The sequence below is a fragment of the Sphaerochaeta sp. S2 genome, assembly GCF_016406725.1.
Lineage (GTDB): Bacteria > Spirochaetota > Spirochaetia > Sphaerochaetales > Sphaerochaetaceae > Sphaerochaeta.
Genome location: NZ_JAEKNT010000416.1, coordinates 1 through 2,704, shown reverse-complemented (window position 1 = coordinate 2,704; position 2,704 = coordinate 1). Strand labels below are relative to the sequence as shown.

The window sequence follows — 2,704 nt, the reverse complement described above, 5'->3', positions numbered from 1 at the left end:
GATGTGTATAAGGGACAGGGGTAAGATCCCGTACCTTTTCTTCTGGGTCTATGGACATATTCAGATGAGCAAACAACTCCCTGGCTCTCTTGTTTTGTGCTTTCTCATCCAGAAACAAGCCGCCGTGTTTGGTAGCCTCTCGTCCGATAAAGATATTTTGTGCAACCGTGAGATGCTCCATCATATTCAGCTCTTGGTGCACGATTGCAATACCTGCATCCAATGCTTCCTTTGGGCCCTGTGGATTAAACAACTTACCCATATAATGGATTTCACCTGAGTCTTTGGGGAATATACCCGTGAGGGCTTTCATGAGCGTTGATTTGCCAGCTCCGTTTTCACCGACGATTGCATGAATCTCGCCCTCATGCAGATCGAAATCCACACCCTTGAGTGCGTGTACACCGGCGAATCGCTTATCAATTGCCTTCATCGACAGGATTACGTTACTCACTCCGCATCTCCTTGTACGATTATATTATTCACATGTCATTTCTTATCTGTCAAGAAAAATCTGTAAACGTTTACAATAATACAATATAGAGACAAGAAAACTTACCTTCAGTGATGTTTTATGCTAATTGTTTGGTAAAATGGTAAGGCTTTTTACCCATAGCTTTTCAGCCATCTTACGGTCGAGCGCGTGGGGAGCGGGTATTTCTTCAGTAGTGAAGTTGAAGAACTTTCCAGTAATTCCCTCCAACTCAGCAGAGACACCCAGATAGTACAACGCCTGGGCAGAGAGCAGTGGTGTTCTGGCTGAAGGATTGATCAGGTGATGCTTGAACCATTTATAAAGCTTCCCGTTATTCTCGCCCATGTTCGTTTTTACATCACCAGGGTGCATAGCGTTGATTGTAACTCCACTATCCTTGAAGTGTTCGGTAAACGGGAAAAGAGAGAGCAGCTGTGCAGTTTTTGCTGAGCCGTAGCTCTTCAATCCACTGTAATGGTGTCTATTCCAGTCAAGATCATCGAGATGCAAGCCTGAGAGTGCAAACCTATGACCCTCGGAATTGACATATAAAATCCTTGCACGTTCCTGTTGTTTGAGTTTATCCATCAGTTTGTAGGTAATGATGAAGGAAGCAAGATAGTTTACCTGGAAGACTTCCTCCAAGCTGTCATCAGTAAACTGCTTTTTGGTATTGTATACCCCGGCATTATGAATGAGTACGGCGATATCTTGTGCTAGTCCTGCCAGCATGGTAGCGGCAGCATGTATCTGATCAAGATGCGAGAAGTCTGCAATAAAGTAGGTACAGGGTACCTTGAATTCATGCTCTATTTCCTGTTTCAGCTGTTCTGACTTCGCCTTGTTCCTGTTGATCACCAGAAGGGAGGCGCCGTGGGAAGCATAAAGCCTAGCTGTCTCATACCCGATACCTGAGGTAGCTCCAGTAATGACAACCAAATTTCCGGCGAAGTCTTTCTCTTCTTTCTTTGGGGTTGCCTTGTTGTTCTTGAGCATGGCAGCAATATGTGACCATTCGTACTCTTTCAGATAGGGATTCATGACTACCCCTTGTATTACCCGAATTTCTTATGCATGAACTTGCGATAGGCTTTGCCGAAGCGGGGGATGTTATCAAAGATATCACCCCACAGGTCATAGTAATCGCGCTGTTCTATGATTTTTCCCTGTTCGTTCAAGGTTACCCTGCTTGCACCATATACCGATGAATTGGGGTATTTCTTGAAACTCAGCGTCATTTCCCACTCAAGGAACATGACATTGCCGTTCTGCGCAATATTCTTTATATCCATCTTCAGGTCGCTTGACCTGGCAATCAGGCGCTCGGTCATTGCAGTGAATTCTGCAATGCCATGGATTTTCTGGACACTGTCCCAAAAGAAAATATGCTCATCATAGTAAGGTAATATGTGGGACCAGTCGGGCTTCCCCTCTGTATTGTAGATATTGGTCCATAATTCTCTGAGTTGTTCTTTGCTCTGTATAGAAAATTCCATTGTACCCATTCCTGATTACTGATAACTCTTGTGAAATATATAGTACAGTTTTTGCTGTGCTTGGGAAAATGTTCGCATTAGGAGCGGTAATTTTCAATTTCCTGGCATGGTATGCTGACTCTCCGCCCGCAAAGATATCATTTCATAATCGTTCTCTCTTTTCATTCCGGTGAGTTGAACTCTTCATACGAATCGAGAAAGACACGAACGATCGATGGTTCAAAGTGTGTTCCTGCACATCGTTCTAATTCAAGCATTGCCTTTTTGATGCTCATTGGATATTTATAGGATCTTGAGCTGGTCATTGCATCGAATGCATCAACAACAGTGATGATTTTTGCTTGAAGGGAGATAGACTCACCACTGATGCCACGAGGATATCCTGATCCATCCCAATGCTCATGATGCTCCAATATAGCACTAGAAATATCGGTGAACTCATTTGATGCAGAGAGGATTCTGAACCCTGTCTCTGGATGCCGCTTGATAACTTCCCACTCGCTTTCTGAGAGCGTTCCAGGTTTGTTGAGTATACTCTCAGGAACTCCAATTTTCCCAATATCATGGAGAAGCCCGGCAATTCTCATTCGATGTGAGCATCAAACCAAATACACCCTAGCAACATGACCACCCATTCCTATATATTGGGCCTTGAATAGAAAAGGGCATACATCTGGCCCCTGTCTAGCGACAGAGGCTGAATCAGGTAGGATTAACCTACCCAGACTTCTTT

General features: G+C 44.1%; 4 protein-coding genes. All 4 read right to left on the bottom strand.

Annotated elements, in window-relative coordinates:
- Positions 1–454 (bottom strand): ATP-binding cassette domain-containing protein (locus JF818_RS12075; protein ID WP_198892251.1); only part of this gene is annotated, 454 nt, incomplete at its 3' end.
- 123 nt (positions 455–577) lie between these two features.
- Positions 578–1,516 (bottom strand): SDR family NAD(P)-dependent oxidoreductase, encoded by a 939-nt coding sequence (locus JF818_RS12070; protein WP_198892250.1) that lies wholly within the window; start codon positions 1,514–1,516, stop codon positions 578–580.
- 14 nt (positions 1,517–1,530) lie between these two features.
- The gene (locus JF818_RS12065) at positions 1,531–1,971 is read right to left on the bottom strand and encodes a nuclear transport factor 2 family protein (RefSeq protein ID WP_198892249.1); all 441 of its coding nucleotides are present in this window, start codon (positions 1,969–1,971) and stop codon (positions 1,531–1,533) included.
- Between the two features lie 161 nt (positions 1,972–2,132).
- The gene (locus tag JF818_RS12060) at positions 2,133–2,558 is read right to left on the bottom strand and encodes an HD-GYP domain-containing protein (protein WP_233067572.1); all 426 of its coding nucleotides are present in this window, start codon (positions 2,556–2,558) and stop codon (positions 2,133–2,135) included.
- Positions 2,559–2,704 lie beyond the last annotated feature (146 nt).